The organism is Klebsiella sp. CN_Kp104 (assembly GCF_040064515.1).
Lineage (GTDB): Bacteria > Pseudomonadota > Gammaproteobacteria > Enterobacterales > Enterobacteriaceae > Klebsiella > Klebsiella aerogenes.
The window spans coordinates 16,153-34,220 of record NZ_JBEAII010000030.1 but is presented as its reverse complement, the minus strand read 5'-3'; the positions used below and the strand labels follow the sequence as shown (position 1 = coordinate 34,220).

General features: G+C 57.2%; 15 protein-coding genes and 1 pseudogene. 5 read left to right on the top strand and 11 right to left on the bottom strand.

Annotated elements, in window-relative coordinates:
• Positions 1–36: 36 nt before the first annotated feature.
• From rraA to priA, 7 genes are all read right to left on the bottom strand, one after another.
• Positions 37–522, bottom strand: a complete 486-nt coding sequence (gene rraA / locus ABLU80_RS16405) for a ribonuclease E activity regulator RraA (RefSeq protein ID WP_015703948.1) — start codon at positions 520–522, stop codon at positions 37–39.
• A 92-nt stretch (positions 523–614) separates the two neighbouring features.
• On the bottom strand, positions 615–1,541 hold the full coding sequence (gene menA / locus ABLU80_RS16400; protein ID WP_026612186.1) for a 1,4-dihydroxy-2-naphthoate polyprenyltransferase: 927 nt from the start codon (positions 1,539–1,541) through the stop codon (positions 615–617).
• A gap of 67 nt (positions 1,542–1,608) precedes the next feature.
• The gene (gene hslU, locus ABLU80_RS16395; protein ID WP_015368931.1) at positions 1,609–2,943 is read right to left on the bottom strand and encodes an HslU--HslV peptidase ATPase subunit; all 1,335 of its coding nucleotides are present in this window, start codon (positions 2,941–2,943) and stop codon (positions 1,609–1,611) included.
• A gap of 9 nt (positions 2,944–2,952) precedes the next feature.
• On the bottom strand, positions 2,953–3,483 hold the full coding sequence (gene hslV, locus ABLU80_RS16390) for an ATP-dependent protease subunit HslV (RefSeq protein ID WP_015368930.1): 531 nt from the start codon (positions 3,481–3,483) through the stop codon (positions 2,953–2,955).
• A gap of 91 nt (positions 3,484–3,574) precedes the next feature.
• The gene (ftsN, locus tag ABLU80_RS16385; protein WP_072058443.1) at positions 3,575–4,543 is read right to left on the bottom strand and encodes a cell division protein FtsN; all 969 of its coding nucleotides are present in this window, start codon (positions 4,541–4,543) and stop codon (positions 3,575–3,577) included.
• Positions 4,544–4,636: 93 nt separating this feature from the next.
• The gene (gene cytR, locus ABLU80_RS16380) at positions 4,637–5,665 is read right to left on the bottom strand and encodes a DNA-binding transcriptional regulator CytR (protein WP_015368928.1); all 1,029 of its coding nucleotides are present in this window, start codon (positions 5,663–5,665) and stop codon (positions 4,637–4,639) included.
• A gap of 149 nt (positions 5,666–5,814) precedes the next feature.
• Positions 5,815–8,010 carry a primosomal protein N' gene (gene priA, locus ABLU80_RS16375; protein WP_348850212.1) on the bottom strand — a complete coding sequence of 732 codons (2,196 nt, stop codon included), beginning with the start codon at positions 8,008–8,010 and terminating at the stop codon, positions 5,815–5,817.
• Positions 8,011–8,270: 260 nt separating this feature from the next.
• Between priA and rpmE the strand changes: the two genes are divergently transcribed.
• Positions 8,271–8,483, top strand: coding sequence for a 50S ribosomal protein L31 (gene rpmE, locus ABLU80_RS16370; RefSeq protein ID WP_015368925.1), 213 nt, complete (start codon positions 8,271–8,273; stop codon positions 8,481–8,483).
• Positions 8,484–8,584: 101 nt separating this feature from the next.
• On the opposite strand, the gene metJ is transcribed toward rpmE, so the two are convergent.
• Positions 8,585–8,902, bottom strand: coding sequence for a met regulon transcriptional regulator MetJ (gene metJ / locus ABLU80_RS16365; protein ID WP_004107547.1), 318 nt, complete (start codon positions 8,900–8,902; stop codon positions 8,585–8,587).
• A 265-nt stretch (positions 8,903–9,167) separates the two neighbouring features.
• On the opposite strand from metJ, the gene metB reads away from it, so the two are divergent.
• From metB to ABLU80_RS16345, 4 genes are all read left to right on the top strand, one after another.
• On the top strand, positions 9,168–10,328 hold the full coding sequence (gene metB, locus ABLU80_RS16360) for a cystathionine gamma-synthase (protein WP_015368924.1): 1,161 nt from the start codon (positions 9,168–9,170) through the stop codon (positions 10,326–10,328).
• A 2-nt stretch (positions 10,329–10,330) separates the two neighbouring features.
• Positions 10,331–12,763, top strand: coding sequence for a bifunctional aspartate kinase/homoserine dehydrogenase II (locus tag ABLU80_RS16355; protein ID WP_015703951.1), 2,433 nt, complete (start codon positions 10,331–10,333; stop codon positions 12,761–12,763).
• Positions 12,764–13,064: 301 nt separating this feature from the next.
• Positions 13,065–13,952, top strand: coding sequence for a methylenetetrahydrofolate reductase (metF, locus tag ABLU80_RS16350; protein ID WP_015368922.1), 888 nt, complete (start codon positions 13,065–13,067; stop codon positions 13,950–13,952).
• Positions 13,953–14,103: 151 nt separating this feature from the next.
• Positions 14,104–15,018, top strand: coding sequence for a DMT family transporter (locus tag ABLU80_RS16345; RefSeq protein WP_015368920.1), 915 nt, complete (start codon positions 14,104–14,106; stop codon positions 15,016–15,018).
• Between the two features lie 37 nt (positions 15,019–15,055).
• Here the strand turns inward: ABLU80_RS16345 and ABLU80_RS16340 are convergent, their stop codons facing one another.
• From ABLU80_RS16340 to ABLU80_RS16330, 3 genes and pseudogenes are all read right to left on the bottom strand, one after another.
• Entirely contained in the window at positions 15,056–16,159 is a 1,104-nt protein-coding gene (locus ABLU80_RS16340) for a glycerol dehydrogenase (RefSeq protein WP_015703952.1), read from the bottom strand.
• Between the two features lie 53 nt (positions 16,160–16,212).
• Positions 16,213–16,875, bottom strand: coding sequence for a fructose-6-phosphate aldolase (fsa, locus tag ABLU80_RS16335; protein WP_285199149.1), 663 nt, complete (start codon positions 16,873–16,875; stop codon positions 16,213–16,215).
• A gap of 205 nt (positions 16,876–17,080) precedes the next feature.
• A pseudogene (locus ABLU80_RS16330) lies at positions 17,081–18,060 on the bottom strand (AraC family transcriptional regulator).
• Positions 18,061–18,068: the final 8 nt, after the last annotated feature.

Here is an 18,068-nt window from a genome sequence, read left to right as displayed (position 1 = left end):
GAGAAGGCCTTTTTTATTAGGGCGTTATAGAGCGCGTTATTCGATATCCAGCGCATCCTCGGAAAGGATGATACCGGTATTGTCGGCATACAGATGATCGCCGGAGAAGAAGGTGACGCCGCCGAAATTGACGCGCACGTCGCTTTCGCCGATACCTTCCCCTGCAGCGGCCACAGGAATGGCGGCTAACGCCTGGATACCGATATCTAAATCTTCCAGGTCGTCAACCTGGCGCACCGCGCCATAGACCACCAGCCCTTCCCATTCGTTCTGTACCGCCAGACGCGCCAGGTCGGCGTCAATTAACGCGCGTCGCACGGAACCGCCGCCGTCGATAAGGAGAATATGACCACGGCCATTCTGCTCGAGCAGATCGTAGAGCAACCCGTTATCCTCGAAACATTTTACCGTAATGATCTGTCCACCAAACGACGACCGCCCTCCAAAGTTGGAAAACAGCGGTTCCACGACATTGACATCTTCCTGGTAGATGTCGCAAAGCTCGGAAGTATCGTATTTCATAGGCTTAACGTTCAGTTGCTGCGAGAATTTTTAGTATATCCCGTGAACTGCATTGTTTGCAAAATCATCAATTGTTAATTGATATTTGTCAGTTATGCCGCCAGCTTGCTGCCGATAATCCCGATGACAAACAGCAGGTTGGTTAATAATGCCGCTTTGACCGTGCGTTCGAGCATCGGACGCATCGCCACCGGTTCGCGTTCACGCATGACAAAACGCGCCTGTTTTACCAGCAGCGGAATGGCGAGAATAAACAGCCAGCCCCATAGACTGTGCAGCGCCAGCAGGTTAAACAGCGCCAGGCACAACGGAGCGCCAAGCAGCAGGACGCTGTGATAACGGCGAGCGTTCACCGGCCCCAGACGAACCGCCAGCGTGTTTTTACCGTTCAGGCGGTCGCTATCGATATCGCGCAGGTTATTGATATTCAGAACCGCGGCGGCCAGCAGGCCACAGGCGGTAGCGGGCAGGAAAATAACCGCCTCGATGCTGTGCGCCTGCAGATACCAACTGCCGACGACGCTCAGCCAGCCGAAGAAAACCAGCACCGAGATATCGCCAAGGCCAATATAGCCGTAAGGACGCGTGCCAACGGTATAGGTGATAGCGGCGATAATCGACAACCCGCCGAGTACCATAAAGCCGATGAAGTCCGCCATTGTCTGCCAGGCGGAGAACAGCAACGCCAGGCCGGACAGGCAAATCAGCGCTACTGTTACGATCAGCGCGCGTTTCATCTGCGACTGGGTGATGGCGCCTTTTTGCATTCCGCGCAGCGGCCCGATACGGTCAGGTTTATCGCTGCCTTTGACGGCGTCGCCATAATCATTGGCGAGATTAGATAAAATTTGCAGCAAACCGGCGGTAATAAGCGCCAGCAGCGCGACCAGCGGATCGAAGTGGCCTTGCTGCCACGCCAACGCGGTGCCGACGATGATAGCGGAGAAAGCCAGAGGTAATGTTTTTGGACGCAGGCTTTCAAGCCAGGCCTTAGTGCGTGTTATCGGTTGTTCAGTCATTTCTTTCAGCCAAAAAAATGGGGCTATCATAGCCCCACCGTGTGTGATGAAAATGCATTGAACCGGATTATAGGATAAAACGGCTCAGATCTTCATCTGCCACCAGAACATCCAGGTGTTTACCGACATAATCGCCGTCGATGGTCACCGTCTGGCCGTTCATTTCGCTGGCATCATAAGAGATGTCTTCGATCAGACGTTCCAGCACCGTGTGCAGGCGACGCGCGCCGATGTTTTCGGTGGTTTCGTTAACCTGCCATGCCGCCTGAGCGATACGCTTGATACCATCTTCAGTGAATTCGATATTCACGCCTTCGGTCGCCATCAGCGCTTTGTACTGCACGGTGATAGAGGCATTCGGCTCGGTCAGAATACGTTCGAAATCATGGGTAGTCAGCGCTTTCAGCTCAACGCGGATCGGCAGACGGCCCTGCAGTTCCGGGATCAAATCTGATGGGCTGGCGACCTGGAACGCGCCGGAGGCGATAAACAGAATGTGATCGGTTTTCACCATCCCGTGTTTAGTGGAGACGGTGCAGCCTTCCACCAGCGGCAGCAGGTCGCGCTGAACGCCTTCACGAGACACATCCGGGCCGGAGGCGTTGCCGCCGCGCTTACAGATTTTGTCGATTTCGTCGATGAACACGATACCGTGCTGTTCAACGGCGTCGATAGCTTCTTGCTTCAGCTCTTCCGGGTTAACCAGCTTCGCCGCTTCTTCTTCGATAAGCAGCTTCATCGCGTCTTTGATTTTCAGCTTACGCGGTTTCTGTTTCTGGCCGCCCAGGTTCTGGAACATGGACTGCAGCTGGCTGGTCATCTCTTCCATGCCCGGAGGGGACATGATTTCAACGCCCATCGGCGCCGCGGCGAGATCGATTTCGATCTCTTTGTCGTCAAGCTGGCCTTCGCGCAGTTTCTTGCGGAATGCCTGGCGCGCAGCGGAAGGTTCCTGCGGCTGTTCAGCCTGGCCCCAGTTATTTTTCGCCGGCGGGATCAGCACGTCGAGGATACGCTCTTCGGCCATTTCTTCGGCGCGATAGCGGTTTTTATCGATGGACTGCATGCGTACCATTTTGATCGCAGCGTCGGTCAGATCGCGGATGATAGAGTCCACTTCTTTACCAACATAGCCCACTTCGGTGAACTTGGTCGCTTCAACTTTGATGAACGGCGCGTTGGCCAGCTTCGCCAGGCGACGGGCGATTTCGGTTTTACCGACGCCGGTCGGGCCTATCATCAGAATGTTTTTCGGCGTGACTTCATGACGCAGCTCTTCATTAAGCTGCATACGGCGCCAGCGGTTTCGCAGGGCGATAGCAACAGAACGCTTGGCCGCGTCCTGGCCGATAATATGTTTGTCCAGTTCGCTGACAATTTCGCGTGGGGTCATTTCAGACATGGGAGATCCTTACGCTTTAGAAGGTAATTCTTCGATGGTGTGGAAGTGGTTGGTATAGATGCAGATATCCCCTGCAATATCCAACGCTTTCTCGGCGATGTCGCGAGCGCCCATTTCGGTGTTTTCCAGCAGCGCGCGAGCGGCGGCCTGGGCATATGGCCCGCCGGAGCCAATCGCAATCAAATCGTTTTCTGGCTGAACCACGTCACCGTTACCGGTGATGATAAGCGACGCGTTTTCGTCAGCGACGGCGAGCAGCGCTTCCAGTTTGCGCAGCATGCGGTCGGTACGCCAGTCTTTCGCCAGCTCAACGGCGGCTTTCACCAGATGGCCCTGATGCATCTCCAGCTTACGCTCGAACAGTTCGAACAGGGTGAAGGCGTCAGCGGTGCCGCCAGCGAAACCAGCGATCACTTTGTCGTTGTACAGACGACGCACTTTCTTCACGTTGCCTTTCATCACGGTGTTGCCCAGCGTGGCCTGGCCATCACCGGCGATAACGACATGGCCATTACGGCGAACACTAACTATTGTTGTCACGAGCAGACCCCTTGGTTGCAAAAGCGGAATAGGGGCCCCGCGGGTTACGCGGGGCAGAATGCAATTATAGATGGGGGGGATTTTTGGGGTTTCAACCCCTGGCGGCGAGACGAATGCAGTTTGCGTGTCCGGCCATCTTGAGACGGTTGATCATATCGTTGGCGTTCTCTTTGCCTTTCAGCGGCCCAATCACTACCCGGTTCCAGCCGTTGTTGGTGGTGATATGCGAAGCAAAGCCCTCAAAGGCCAACTGAGCGCGCACGGTTTCGGCCTGCTCGGCGCCTTTAAAGGAACCACACTGAACCATCCAGCTGCGATCGTCTTTCTTCTCGGCGGCCGCGGCTTTCGGCGCTTCTTCTACGCGGGCGACCGGTGCGGCGGCCTGGGTTTTCGGCTGCGCAGTGGCGTTATGCGCCGGCGTCTGCAGCAGATCCTGGTACGGCTGCTGGTTGGACGCTGTTTGCTTCGGCTGCTGTTGCTGCACCGGCTTCGGCTGCTGGACGCGCGGCTGCTGCTGCGCGGTCTGCTGCTGCGTCTGCGCCCACTGCTGCTGTTGCGCCTGCTGCTGTTGCTGCGCCAGACGTTGACGCTGCAGCGTCTGCTGACGTTGCGCCGGCGTTTGTTCGTTCCACGGCACTTCAGTCAGCTGGGTAGGCTGCTGACGCATATCCGCCTGCATTTGCGCCAGCAACTGGCGCTGCTCGTCGGTAAGCTGCTCGGGTTTCATCACTTCGCCGCCGGCGGTTGGCTCAGTCGGCGCGCGAACGCCCGGCTGGCGGCTTTCCAGCTCTTTAATATAGCGCCAGCGCTCTTCCGGTTTCGGCGGGAGACCGTTGCCTGCCGCCTGACGGTTCTGCAGCGCCTCCGCTTCTTCTTTCTTGTGATGGGTAATGAAATACAGACCACCGATAAAGGCCACCAGCACGGCCGCTGCGATCGCAACCATAGTCGGTGAAATCGCCGGAAGGCTGCTCTGCTTTTTCCTTGAGCTTCGGGGGCTGCTCTTTTTGCGCCGCGAAGGAGCCGGTTGGCTGCGGCGTACATAATCTCGTTGTGCCACTATCGTTTCGCTGTCTTATATTCGTTCGTCAGCCCGCCATGTTACTTAAGCGGCGGGCCTTTGACCAGAAGAGCAGGCCCGAAAGCCTGATGGTTATCGTCTGATTTTTTGCGTACTGCCGCGAACGATCAGTTCGCAATCGAGCAGACGCGAGCCGCTGTTGACGTTACGGCCCTGCATTTGCTCGAGTAATAGCAGCATTCCTTCACGGCCGATATCAAAACGCGGCTGTGAAACGGTAGTTAACGGCGGATCGCAAAATTCAGACAACGCGATGTTATCAAACCCAACAATCGATAAATCTTCCGGCACCCTCAGGCCGCGACGTTTGGCCAGCGACAATGCGCCCAGCGCCATAACGTCGCTATGGCAAAAGACCGCGGTCGGCGGCACCGGCTGCGCCAGCAGTTGCTCCAGCGCGTTGGCCCCGGCTTCAAAAGTAAAGTTGCCGCGGGCGATGTAGTGCGGATCGACGGTGATACCGCTGCGGCGCAGCGCCTGAACATATCCCTGCAGCCGGTAATGGCACAGCGGCATATCCTCCGGCCCGGCGATACAGCCGATACGTTGATGCCCCAGTTCGTGGAGATAATTAACAGCATTAAACGCGGCGGTCAGGTTATCGATATGCACAGTAGGGAGCTCCAGCTCCGGCGCAAACTCGTTCGACATGACCATCGGCGGCAAATTACGCTGCTCTTCGACGCTGGCGTCGAACGGCAGGCGCGAACTCAGCAGCACCATACCGTCAATTTGTTTGGTGATAATGAGATCAATAAAGGTTTTTTCTTTCTGATTCTGATGGGCGCAATCGCCGATCAGCACCAGATAGCCTTCGTCGGCGGCGGTCACTTCAATGCCGCGAATCACCTCACTGAAGAAGGGATCGCAAATATCCGGCACGATCACAAGGATCGTCCGCGACTCATTGCGTTTCATGTTACGCCCGAGCGACTGCGGTAAATAGCCGACTTCCTGCGCCGCCTGCTCCACCCGACTGCGGGTTGCCTGCGACACTTTGTCGGGATTCATTAGCGCACGGGATACGGTTGCCGTTGAAACGTTTGCCTTCAGGGCGACGTCTTTCATGGTGGCGGCAACCATTTGTTTTTTGGGCTTCACCTGGTTTCTCCTCGCTGACTGCGCAGACACATCCCTTGCGTGCTGACATCAGCAACATTTTTAACAGATAGTACAGCCTGAGAGTTACAGAATTTTCATGAAAAACGTGACGGTTGTTGAATTTTTCGATCCGCCTCGCAAGAGAAGACTTAGCCTTCAATAGGATCGACATCCAGTACCCACTTCACTTTACGCGCTTCCGGCAGGGTGTTTATCAACGCCAGCGTACCGCTGACGATATGTTGTAGACGTATGCGGGAAGGGTGCTGCAGCAGAATTTGCCAGCGCCAGCGACCGCCGCGCTTTGGCGCCAGCGCGGGGACCGGGCCGAGTACCCACAGTTTATCATCGGCCAGCGGGCTGGCCTGCAACAGGTTACGTAACTGTTGTAAAAACAGCGGCGCCTGCTGGTTATTATGGTCTTCGGCGCGGATCAGCACGTGACTGGTCCACGGCGGTAGCTGCATGGTTTGCCGTTCCGCCAGCGCCTGCTCGGCAAACGCATCGTAGCCTTTATACAACAGGGTCTGCAGCAGCGGGTGTTCCGGATGATGGGTTTGCAGGATCACTTCACCCTGCTTGCCCGCGCGCCCGGCGCGGCCGGAGACCTGGGTATAGAGCTGGGCAAAACGCTCCGCCGAGCGGAAGTCGGCGGAAAACAGCGCGCCGTCGACATCCAGCAGCGACACCAGGGTGACGTCCGGGAAATGATGTCCCTTAGCCAGCATTTGGGTGCCAATCAGAATGCGTGCGCCGCCGCGATGGACGTCGGCAAGATATTGCTCCAGCGCCCCTTTACGGCTGGTGGTATCGCGGTCGATACGTGAGATTGGTACATCAGGGAACATCGGCGCCAGCGCCTGCTCCAGCTGTTCAGTCCCGAGACCCACTGGCACCAGGTGCGTCGACCCGCAGGAAGGACATTGGCGCGGAATGGGGCGCTGGCTGTCGCAGTGGTGGCAACGCAGATGATGCTGCGCCTGATGCAGGGTGTAGTAACTATCGCAGCGCGGACACTCCGCTATCCAGCCGCAGTCGTGGCACAGCAGCGCCGGGGCGAAACCGCGGCGGTTCAAAAACAGGATCACCTGATTGTCGGCCTGCAGATGCTGTCGCATGCGGTTAATCAGCGCAGGCGATAGGCCCGCCTGCAACTGCTGGCCTTTTAAATCCAGCACGTGCTGCTGCGCCGGGCGGGCGTTGCCCGCGCGTTTGGTCAGCTTTAACTCACGATACTTGCGCTGGCGCACGTTATAGAGCGTCTCCAGCGCCGGGGTCGCCGAGCCGAGGATAATCGGGATCTGTTCGCTATGGGCGCGCCATACCGCCAGGTCGCGAGCGTGATAACGCCAGCCTTCCTGTTGTTTATAGGAGCTATCGTGTTCTTCGTCGATGACAATAACGCCGAGGTCTTTAAACGGTGTAAACAGCGACGAGCGGGTGCCGATAACGATCGCCGCTTCGCCATTTTTCGCCTTTAACCATGATGCGAGGCGCTCGCTGTCGTTGAGACCCGAATGCAGGACCTCCACCGGGGCGTTAAAACGCTGGCGGAAGCGGGCGATAGTCTGCGGCGTCAGGCCGATTTCCGGCACCATCACCAGCGCCTGTCGACCCTGCGCCAGCACGTTCTCCAGCACGCTCAGATAGACCTCCGTTTTCCCTGAGCCGGTAATACCCGCCAGCAGCCAGGCGGAGAAACGGTCGGAGGCGCTATGAATTGCCCCGACGGCGGTCGCCTGCTCGGTATTCAGGCGCAGCCGTTCGCCGGGCACCGCGAAGCTGGTCCGCCAGTCAATAATCGCTGGCGCTTCGTAGGCTAGCTCCGCCAGCCCTTTGCCACGCAGCGCCTGTAGCGCCGCGTCATTGAATTCAAGTTCTGCGACCTGATAGCGCCAGATTTTGCCCTGGCGCAGCGCCGCCAGCGCCTGCTGCTGCTTCGGCGAGCGTTTAAGGTTGTTGATATCCAGCGCTTGTCCCTGTTCCGTCGCAAACCAGTACCACATTGGCGCGGCGCTGGCCGGTTTGCCCTGGCGCAGCATAATCGGCAGCGCGTGGAACAGCACGTCGCCGATGGGATGATGATAGTAATCCGCGGCCCATAGCAGCATGCGCCAGACGGTAGAGGAAAATACCGGTTCGCTATCCAGCGCTTCGGCGACCGGTTTGAGTTCGGCGAGCGGGAGTTCGCTACGTTCGCTGACCGACACCACGATACCGATCCGCTCCTGTTTGCCGAACGGCACGCGTACGCGACAGCCCGCCTTGACCGGGATGCCTTCAGGCAACAAATAGTCAAAGGTGCGGGGCAGCGGAACGGGCAGGGCGACATGAGCGACGGACATGGAATCTTCCTGACTTGAAATCTGGCGGGTTAGTATACACATTACCGAAGGTGACGCGGATAAGTTTGCATCTGCTGGTCAAATTCTGTATGATTCGCCGCCTTTGGTGCGCTTTATGCCGCATCAAACATCCCAAAACCCGGGAAATTCGCTAAGCCGGTTTACGCCAGCTGCGCGAAGGTCGTCGGGAAATTATTAATATCGCGTGGTGTCTGGCGTTAGGGCTGGAAGAGCGACGCGGCCTTAACTGAGGTTCTCCCATGAAAAAAGGTATTCACCCAAATTACGACGAAATTACTGCTACCTGTTCTTGCGGTAATGTCATGAAAATCCGTTCCACCGTTGGTCACGACCTGAACCTCGACGTGTGCGGTAAATGCCACCCGTTCTACACCGGCAAACAGCGTGATGTTGCTACCGGTGGCCGTGTTGACCGCTTCAACAAGCGCTTCAGCATCCCGGGCAGCAAGTAAGTTGCCAGAAAAAGCCGCCTCAGGGCGGCTTTTTTGTATCCTTCGTCTGGCCAGGCCGAGGGATAAAAAAAGCGGAAGATATCTTCCGCTTTTTTTATGTCTTAGTATTCCCACGTATCCGGGTCGATACCCAGTTCACGCATAATCTCTTTCGCCGCTTCCGGGATTTCATCGCTGCGCTCTTTACGCAGGTCTTCATCGTTAGGCAACGGTTGACCGGTAAAGGCATGCAGGAACGCCTCGCACAGCAGTTCGCTATTCGTGGCGTGACGCAGGTTGTTCACCTGACGACGCGTGCGTTCATCGGTGAGGATCTTTAACACCTTCAGAGGAATGGAAACCGTAATTTTTTTTACTTGCTCACTCTTCTTACCGTGCTCAGCGTATGGGCTGATATATTCGCCGCTCCATTCAGCCATGAGATACCTTAATCCTCTGTTTATTAGTTAAGGGCCAGAACATTACGCCCGACCATAATTGCGCGTAGTTTACCGTATGAGCGTGCTTTCCGACATGATATAAGCCGCCGCCGACGTGCGCTAATGCATATAATTTTAACGGCTATTTGTCTTTTGCTCAATCTATACGCAAAGAAGTTTAGATGTCCAGATGTATTGACGTCTATTGTGACAATGATTACTCTGAGGCCTGACTTCTCACCGAACAGCCCAGGAACTGTCCAACATGACGCGTAAACAGGCCACCATTGCAGTGCGTAGCGGTTTAAATGACGACGAACAGTACGGTTGCGTTGTCCCGCCGATCCACCTCTCCAGCACCTATAATTTCACCGGTTTCAACGAACCTCGCGCCCACGATTATTCCCGTCGCGGCAACCCGACTCGCGATGTCGTACAGCGCGCGCTGGCGGAACTGGAAGGCGGCGCGGGCGCGGTACTGACCAATACCGGAATGTCGGCTATTCTGCTGGTGACCACGGTGTTCCTGAAACCGGGCGATCTGCTGGTGGCGCCGCACGACTGTTATGGCGGCAGCTATCGTCTGTTTGACAGCCTGGCGAAACGCGGCTGCTATCGCGTGCGCTTTGTCGATCAAAGCGATGAACAGGCATTACGTGAAGCGCTAGCGGAACAACCGAAGCTGGTGCTGGTCGAAAGCCCGAGCAACCCATTGCTGCGGGTGGTCGATATTGCGAAAATCTGCGGGCTGGCGCGTGAAGCCGGCGCGGTGAGCGTGGTGGATAACACCTTCCTGAGCCCGGCGTTGCAAAATCCGCTGGCGCTGGGCGCCGATCTGGTGTTGCATTCGTGCACCAAATATCTCAACGGCCACTCTGATGTGGTCGCCGGGGTGGTGATTGCCAAAGATCCTGAAACTGTCACCGAACTGGCATGGTGGGCGAATAATATCGGCGTCACCGGCGGGGCGTTTGATAGCTATCTGTTATTGCGTGGTTTGCGTACCCTATCTCCGCGAATGGAAGTGGCGCAGCGCAACGCGCAGGCGATAGTCGACTATCTGAAAACCCAGCCACTGGTGAAAAAGCTGTATCATCCGTCCCTGCCGGAAAACCAGGGGCATGAGATTGCGGCGCGTCAGCAAAAAGGTTTTGGGGCGATGCTAAGCTTCGAGCTCGATGGCGATGAGCAGACGCTGCGTCGCTTCTTGAGCGGTTTATCGCTATTTACGCTGGCGGAATCGTTGGGGGGCGTTGAGAGCCTGATTTCCCATGCGGCGACGATGACGCATGCGGGCATGGCGCCGGAAGCGCGTGCGGCGGCAGGGATCTCGGAAACGCTCCTGCGTATTTCGACCGGTATTGAAGATGGTGAAGATTTAATTGCCGACCTGGAAAATGGCTTCCGGGCAGCAAACGAGGAATAAAGATGAGTGTGATTGCGCAGGCAGGGGCGAAGGGTCGTCAGCTGCACAAATTTGGTGGGAGTAGTTTAGCGGATGCGAAATGTTACCTGCGCGTCGCCGGGATCATGACCGACTATGCGCAGGCAGGCGATATGATGGTCGTCTCTGCCGCCGGTAGCACCACCAACCAGCTGATTAGCTGGCTGCAGCTAAGCCAGACCGATCGTCTTTCTGCGCATCAGGTGCAACAAGCGCTGCGTCGCTATCAAATGGATCTAATCGCCAGCCTGTTGCCGGCGGACGCCGCTGACGCGCTGATCGCGACGTTTATTCACGATCTTGAACGTCTGGCGGGCCTGCTGGATAGCGGCATCACCGATGCGGTATATGCTGAAGTCGTCGGCCACGGCGAAGTGTGGTCCGCACGCCTGATGGCGGCGGTACTGAATCACCTTGGCGTTGAAGCCGCCTGGCTGGACGCGCGCGCCTTCCTGCGCGCGGAACGCGCCGCGCAGCCGCAGGTTGATGAAGGCTTGTCCTACCCGTTGTTACAACAGTTGATGGCGCAGCACCCCAACAAACGGCTGGTGGTGACCGGCTTTATCGCCCGCAACAATGCCGGAGAAACCGTGCTGCTGGGCCGTAACGGTTCCGACTACTCCGCCACCCAAATTGGCGCGCTGGCCGGGGTCTCCCGCGTCACCATCTGGAGCGATGTGGCCGGGGTCTATAGCGCCGACCCGCGTAAAGTGAAAGATGCGTGCCTGCTGCCGCTGCTGCGCCTTGATGAGGCCAGCGAGCTGGCTCGCCTGGCGGCGCCGGTACTGCATGCGCGTACGCTACAGCCGGTTTCCGGCAGCGATATCGATTTACAGCTGCGCTGCAGCTATACCCCGGACCAGGGTTCGACGCGCATTGAGCGCGTGCTGGCATCTGGCACCGGCGCGCGTATTGTCACCAGTCACGACGACGTCTGCCTTATTGAATTCCAGGTGCCGGCTGGTCAGGATTTCAAACTGGCGCATAAAGAGCTGGATCAGATTTTCAAACGCGCGCAGCTGCGCCCGCTGGCGGTGGGCGTGCATGCCGACCGTAAGCTGCTGCAGTTCTGTTACACCTCTGAAGTGGCCGACAGCGCGCTGAAGCTGCTGGACGAGGCGGGCCTGCCGGGCGAGCTGCGTCTGCGCCAGAAGCTGGCGCTGGTGGCGATGGTCGGCGCGGGCGTGACCCGCAATCCGCTGCACTGCCACCGTTTCTGGCAGCAGTTGAAAGGGCAGCCAGTAGAGTTTACCTGGCAATCGGAAGAGGGCATCAGCCTGGTGGCGGTGCTGCGCGCCGGCCCAACCGAGAGCCTGATTCAGGGGCTGCATCATTCCGTGTTCCGCGCTGAGAAACGCATCGGTCTGGTGCTGTTTGGCAAAGGTAATATTGGCTCCCGCTGGCTGGAGTTGTTCGCGCGCGAGCAGAGCACGCTTTCCGCCCGCACCGGCTTTGAGTTCCTGCTGGCTGGGGTGGTGGATAGCCGACGTAGCCTGCTGAACTATGAAGGTCTGGATGCCAGTCGCGCATTGGCATTCTTTGAAGATGAAGCGGTTGAGCAGGATGAAGAATCGCTATTCCTGTGGATGCGCGCGCACCCTTATGATGATTTAGTGGTGCTGGACGTGACCGCCAGCGAACAGCTGGCCGATCAGTATCTGGATTTCGCCAGCCACGGTTTTCACGTGATCAGCGCCAATAAGCTGGCGGGCGCCAGCAGCAGCGATAAATATCGCCAGATCCACGACGCCTTCGAAAAGACTGGCCGTCACTGGCTGTATAACGCCACCGTCGGCGCAGGCTTGCCGGTTAACCATACGGTGCGCGATCTCATCGACAGCGGCGATACCATCCTGGGGCTGAGCGGTATCTTCTCCGGTACGCTCTCCTGGCTGTTCCTGCAGTTTGACGGCACGGTGCCATTTACCGAACTGGTGGATCAGGCCTGGCAGCAAGGGCTGACCGAACCGGACCCGCGTGTTGACCTGTCAGGTAAAGACGTGATGCGCAAGCTGGTGATCCTGGCGCGCGAAGCTGGTTACAATATCGAGCCGGATCAGGTGCGCGTGGAATCGCTGGTTCCGGCGCATTGCGAAGAGGGCTCGGTTGACCACTTCTTTGAGAACGGCGAAGAGCTGAACGAACAGATGCTGCAGCGCCTTGAAGCCGCCCGTGAGATGGGGCTGGTGTTGCGTTACGTGGCGCGTTTTGATGCTAACGGTAAAGCGCGCGTCGGGGTAGAAGCAGTGCGTCAGGAACATCCGCTGGCGGCGCTGCTGCCGTGCGATAACGTCTTCGCCATCGAGAGTCGCTGGTATCGCGATAATCCAATGGTGATCCGCGGGCCAGGCGCGGGTCGCGATGTCACCGCCGGGGCTATTCAGTCAGATATTAATCGTCTGGCGCAGTTGCTGTAATCTCTCCTCTCAGGCCGGCCCGTAGGGCCGGCCTTCATTATGCTCATTCCCGCGCCACCAGCTGCCCTGAGAGGGTGAGATGCTGCGTCGGCAGCGTGGGCTCTTTGATCTTGCGGATAATTAACGCGCCTGGCCTGACGCCAGATGAACTTTTTTCACTTTGACTGAAAATTCCTCACTGTTTACGCAGATTTTTCTATTGACGCCCGCCCGCTTTTCCGTCATTTTTACATCTGGACGTCTAAACGTATAGAAGTTCGCAACACGACTGATAAATATAATGCGATTGATGAGGTAAGGTATGAGCTTTTTTCACGCCAATCAGCGGGAAGCCCTGAATCAGAGCCTGGCGGAAGTCCAGGGCCAGATTAATGTGTCCTTTGAATTCTTTCCGCCGCGTACCAGTGAAATGGAGCAAACCCTGTGGAAATCCATCGATCGCTTAAGCAGCCTGAAGCCGAAGTTTGTTTCCGTCACCTACGGGGCGAACTCCGGCGAGCGCGACCGCACTCATAGCATTATCAAGGGCATTAAAGACCGCACCGGTCTGGAAGCAGCGCCGCACCTGACCTGTATCGACGCCAGCCGTGATGAACTGCGCGCGATTGCCCAGGATTACTGGAACAACGGTATCCGCCATATCGTCGCGCTGCGCGGCGACCTGCCGCCGGGTAGCGGCAAGCCGGAGATGTACGCCGCCGACCTGGTGACGCTGCTAAAAGACGTCGGTGATTTTGATATCTCCGTCGCCGCCTATCCGGAAGTGCATCCGGAAGCCAAAAGCGCGCAGGCCGACTTATTGAACCTGAAACGTAAAGTAGAAGCGGGCGCTAATCGCGCGATCACTCAGTTCTTTTTTGATGTCGAAAGCTACCTGCGTTTCCGTGACCGCTGCGTCTCCGCCGGTATCGATGTGGAAATTATTCCGGGCATTCTGCCAGTCTCCAACTTTAAACAGGCGAAGAAATTTGCCGATATGACGAACGTGCGTATTCCGACCTGGATGTCGAAAATGTTCGAAGGGTTGGATAACGATGCCGAAACGCGCCAACTGGTAGGGGCGAATATCGCCATGGACATGGTGAAAATTTTAAGCCGCGAAGGAGTGAAAGATTTCCACTTCTATACCCTGAATCGCGCCGAAATGAGCTATGCCATTTGCCATACCCTGGGCGTGCGTCCAGCGTAATTACCTGTTTTAACTATTTTTTCATTCCTGTCGGGGCGGCGAACTGCAATTCGCCGCCCTCTTTTTTCGCACGAAAAGTGCGCTCTGCCCTTAAGCAACCTGCCGCCAAAGAGAGTATAGTGCCCGCAAAAATCATGACGGTGGAGAAGTTATGACGGTTGCAAGGAACAGCAATCTCCTGGCCGGTTGCGGCCTCGTCCTGCTGACGCTTATCTGGAGCTACAGCTGGATTGCGATGAAACAGGTAACGCTCTATATCGGCGCTTTCGATTTTACCGCCCTGCGCTGTATTTTCGGCGCGATTGTGTTGATGGCGGTGTTGGCGCTGCGCGGGCGCGGCATGCGGCCAACGCCGTTTGGTTACACCCTGGCGATTGCGCTGCTGCAAACCTGCGGCATGGTCGGTCTGGCGCAGTGGGCGCTGATGAGCGGCGGCGCAGGTAAAGTCGCCATTCTCAGCTATACCATGCCGTTCTGGGTGGTGATCATGGCGGCGCTGTTTTTAGGCGAGCGCATGCGGCGGCTACAATATGCCGCTATCGTACTGGCGGCGTGCGGTCTACTGCTGGTGCTGCAGCCCTGGCAGTTGGATTTCTCCTCGATGAAAAGCGCGCTGCTGGCGATCCTCTCCGGCATCAGTTGGGGGGCGAGCGCGATTGTCGCCAAACGCATGTATCGCCGCTATCCGCGCCTCGATTTACTGTCGTTAACCGCCTGGCAGATGCTGTATGCCGCGCTGGTGATGAGCGTGGTGGCGTGGCTGGTGCCGCAGCGCAGCATTGACTGGCAACCTGGGGTTTTTTGGGCACTGGCCTATAGCGCAATCCTGGCGACGGCGGTGGCCTGGAGTCTGTGGCTGTATGTTCTGCGTAACCTGCCTGCCAGCGTCGCCGGCCTGAGTACGCTGGCGGTACCGGTTTGCGGCGTGCTGTTTTCCTGGTGGCTGCTGGGTGAAAATCCGGGGCTAGTGGAAGGCGCTGGTATTGTGCTGATCGTCGCGGCGCTGGCGATAATCAGCCTTAAAAAACGTCAACCTCAGATTACCAGGCAAGGTATTACTCGTTAAGCGTTATGCCCGGCAAATGCCGGGCATTTGGGGCAGGTTATTCCCACTCTTGCAGGAAACGCTGACCGTATTGGTCGGCAACCAGTAGCGCGGCGTAAACCTGGTCGGCACAGGCGCCGCCCGGCATGTTGTGGATGGTTTCGCCTTCGGCGCAGGCGGCCTCCGCGACCGTGCGCATTTTGGCCGGGATGTCGCCTTTAATATCGAGCTGCGCCAGCGTGATGGGCAGGCCGACGCTGTGACACAACGCCGCCGCGGTTTCTATCTCTTCCACCGGCGCGTTTTCCAGCACCAGCTGCGTCAGGGTACCAAACGCGACCTTCTCGCCGTGATAGAAGTGATGGGCGTCCGGGATGGCGGTCAAACCGTTGTGAATCGCGTGCGCCGCCGCCAGCCCACCGCTCTCAAAGCCGACGCCGCTCAGGTAGGTGTTGGCTTCGATCACCCGCTCGAGCGCTGGGGTAACCACATGCTGCTCGGCGGCAAGCATCGCCTTTTCGCCTTCTTCAACCAGCGTGTTGTAGCAGAGTTCCGCCAGTGCCAGCGCTGCCTGAGTGCATTTACCGCCCGCCATTGTGGTCGCACCGCTGCGCGAGCAGGCGCGGGCTTCAAACCAGGTCGCCAGCGCATCGCCAATCCCGGCGGCCAGCAGGCGAGCTGGCGCGGCCGCGACGATCTGCGTATCGACAACCACCATGTTCGGGTTGTGCGGCAGCATCAAATAGCTTTCGAATTCCCCATCGTCGGTATAGATAACAGACAACGCGCTGCACGGCGCGTCGGTGGAGGCGATGGTCGGCGCCACGACTACCGGCAGATGCATATAGTGAGCCAGCGCTTTCGCGGTATCCAAAGTCTTGCCGCCGCCGATGCCGAGCACCGCATGGCATTGGGCGCTGCTGGCTATATCGCGCAGGCGGTTGATTTCATTTTGCGAACATTCACCGCCGAACGGTGCGATTTCGGCCACCAGGCCAGCGCCGCCAAGGCTGGTACGCAACTGCTCTTCGGCAAAGCCAAGAACAAACTTATCGCCGATGATAAGCCACCGTTCGGCCAGCGGTTTAAGATATTCGCCGAGGCGCTTGATGGCGCCAGCGCCCTGAATGTATTTACCGGGTGATTGAATAATGCGATCCATTTCGATTCCTCCTCGATAACGTGCAAGCCGCCGACCGGCGGCAGACGATCGGATTACAGGTTCAACGTGCCAAATGCGTTATTCCAGTCCTGCTCGAACTTCTCTATGGCTGACTCTACCGCGGGGGTGCCGAGCATTTGTTGCGCTACGTCTAAGGGGAGGGTGATAGCTTCGCAGCCAGCTAACAGGCAATCCAAGGCCTGGCGCGGGGTTTTGAAGCTCGCGGCCAGGACTTTGCTTTCCGGGGCGTGCATTTCCAGCAGGGATTGCAGTTCTTGCACCATGCGAATGCCGTCACCGCCCTGGGCGTCGACGCGGTTGACATATGGCGCGACGTATTTCGCGCCGGCCAGCGCCGCCAGCAGCCCCTGGGAAGCGCTATAGACCGCGGTGCCAAGCGTCGGGATACCTTCTTTTTTCAGCAGTTTGATGGCGGCGAGACCTTCGGCGGTAACCGGGATTTTAACCACGACACCCGGCACGGCGTTGCTCAAGCGTTTGGCTTCTTCCACCATGCCCTGCGCATCGCGACTCATGGTCTGCGCGAACAGAACACCTTCCGGGCCGACGGCTTTTTGCAGGCGCGGCAGCACGTCCCAAACCGGGGTTTTGCCGGCGGCGATGATGCTCGGGTTGGTGGTGACGCCAGCCAGCGGATAAATGCGGGCCAGACGTTCAACTTCAGCGACGTTCGCGGTGTCCAGATAGAGTTCCATAACCATTCCTCGATGTGTAATTCAGTGATGTTGAGGAAAGGATACGGTTTTCGTTTGCTTGCTCGCCAGATGACAAATTTGCCAAAAACTGGATAAATGTACGCATTACGATTAAGGATGATTTAGATCACATTTGTCCGCCTGTTCCTGCTTATAAAGGTACGTGGCCAGCAATCAGCAGACAGTTACTTACAAAAATCTAGTTTTACGGCGCAGGGGATTTTTCCGTCAACTGGCTGTGATACTGGCGGCGGTATTCGGAAGGCGAACGTTCGGTGTTCTTGCGAAACAGGCGGCAGAAGTAGTTGCTGTCGGCGAAGCCGCAAGCGTGAGCAACGTCTTTCACTTTCATATCATGGCCTTTCAACAGCATGCGCGCCTGTTCGAGGCGGATATGATTGAGGTATTCGTTAAAGCCCATGGGTCCGCACTTCTGAAACAGATGCGAGAGATAGTTGGGAGAGAGATAAAACTCCTGGGCTACGGATTCCCGGCTCAGCGGCTCAGCGAAATGGAGATCGATATACTGGCGGATCGCCTCGAACAGCGCCTGGCTGCGCGATGAGGTTTGCGCCTGGCTACCCAGCAGATCGGTACAGTGGCTGAGTAGGCTAATCACGATGCTGCGGGCGGTTTGCTGCTCCTGCGGCTGCATACGTATTTCATTTAGCGCCTGTAGCAGGAATGAACCCACGCGCGGCCCGCGGCGCGGTACCTGGATCTTCTGGACCAGGCTTAGCGCCTCGCCGCTCCAGCGCTGCAGCGAAAATTCCAACTGCTGCTTGCCGAACAAGATGCTTAATAGCAGGCAGGGTGTCTGCCATTGCGGCCAGTTCCAGCTATCGCCCGCAATATACAATACATCGCGCGGCTGCAGCGGCGCGGCATTATCGCCGAGGGCGAGATCGTACAACTGCCCCTCAATGACAATATTCAGACGAGGAAAATCAACCTTGATCGCGGCGTCGGCAGGGGGGCGTGACTCACCGGTAAAATGTACTTCTGCAATACAGGTTTGTTTTTTCACTAATGAATCAATGAGCTGATTGATGCTGTTATCCATTTTTACCCCGCCAAAACGCCACGCATTTCATCATACCGGACATTTTTCCAGCGGTAAAAGCGCGAGCTTGTCGTTATTGCTTCTTGATTAAGATATGTTATATCGTAACATTTTATCGCAATCGATATTG

What these genes read in the sequence shown, in the direction of transcription:
- menA (WP_026612186.1), bottom strand. Translation starts at nt 1,541, where the DNA reads ATGACTGAACAACCGATAACACGCACTAAGGCCTGGCTTGAAAGCCTG.
- rraA (WP_015703948.1), bottom strand. Translation starts at nt 522, where the DNA reads ATGAAATACGATACTTCCGAGCTTTGCGACATCTACCAGGAAGATGTC.
- fsa (WP_285199149.1), bottom strand. Translation starts at nt 16,875, where the DNA reads ATGGAACTCTATCTGGACACCGCGAACGTCGCTGAAGTTGAACGTCTG.
- ABLU80_RS16355 (WP_015703951.1), top strand. Translation starts at nt 10,331, where the DNA reads ATGAGTGTGATTGCGCAGGCAGGGGCGAAGGGTCGTCAGCTGCACAAA.
- metF (WP_015368922.1), top strand. Translation starts at nt 13,065, where the DNA reads ATGAGCTTTTTTCACGCCAATCAGCGGGAAGCCCTGAATCAGAGCCTG.
- ABLU80_RS16345 (WP_015368920.1), top strand. Translation starts at nt 14,104, where the DNA reads ATGACGGTTGCAAGGAACAGCAATCTCCTGGCCGGTTGCGGCCTCGTC.
- rpmE (WP_015368925.1), top strand. Translation starts at nt 8,271, where the DNA reads ATGAAAAAAGGTATTCACCCAAATTACGACGAAATTACTGCTACCTGT.
- hslU (WP_015368931.1), bottom strand. Translation starts at nt 2,943, where the DNA reads ATGTCTGAAATGACCCCACGCGAAATTGTCAGCGAACTGGACAAACAT.
- metB (WP_015368924.1), top strand. Translation starts at nt 9,168, where the DNA reads ATGACGCGTAAACAGGCCACCATTGCAGTGCGTAGCGGTTTAAATGAC.
- metJ (WP_004107547.1), bottom strand. Translation starts at nt 8,902, where the DNA reads ATGGCTGAATGGAGCGGCGAATATATCAGCCCATACGCTGAGCACGGT.
- priA (WP_348850212.1), bottom strand. Translation starts at nt 8,010, where the DNA reads ATGTCCGTCGCTCATGTCGCCCTGCCCGTTCCGCTGCCCCGCACCTTT.
- ABLU80_RS16340 (WP_015703952.1), bottom strand. Translation starts at nt 16,159, where the DNA reads ATGGATCGCATTATTCAATCACCCGGTAAATACATTCAGGGCGCTGGC.